Annotated in this window: 1 protein-coding gene; it reads right to left on the reverse strand. The window is 55.0% G+C overall.

All coding sequences use genetic code 11. The annotated features are described in order from the left end of the window. On the reverse strand, positions 1 to 380 hold a 380-nt coding region (locus ACO0K9_RS28100; protein WP_422990703.1), incomplete at both ends, for an RHS repeat domain-containing protein.

The following is a 380-nucleotide window of genomic DNA, read 5'->3' on the forward strand; positions in this document are numbered from 1 at the left end:
CAATATGCAGACTACTACCGGCATCCACAATGGCCAGGCTGACGACTGGCGAGGTTTCACTCAGCAGATGTCCTGCTGCATCGTAGTCATAGGTCCAGGTAGCGTTGAGTTGATTGGTGTAGCTGATACGGTTACCCAGGCCGTCATAGGTAAATTGTTCGCTATTGCCCAGGGCATCGATATGGGCAATCAAACGCCCATCGGCATCGTACTGGTAAGTCTGGACCTGATCAGCCGCATCCGATGCCGGTATGGCATTGCTGGCATTCAGAGGGGCAGACCCATTGAAGGTCGCCGCTGGCAAGGCTTTGGCATAGGTGGTGGCACTGACCAGACGGCCCAGCGTATCGTAGCTATACGCTTTGACATACCCCAGGCTG

The organism is Undibacterium sp. Ji50W (genome assembly GCF_049340445.1).
GTDB lineage: Bacteria > Pseudomonadota > Gammaproteobacteria > Burkholderiales > Burkholderiaceae_D > Undibacterium.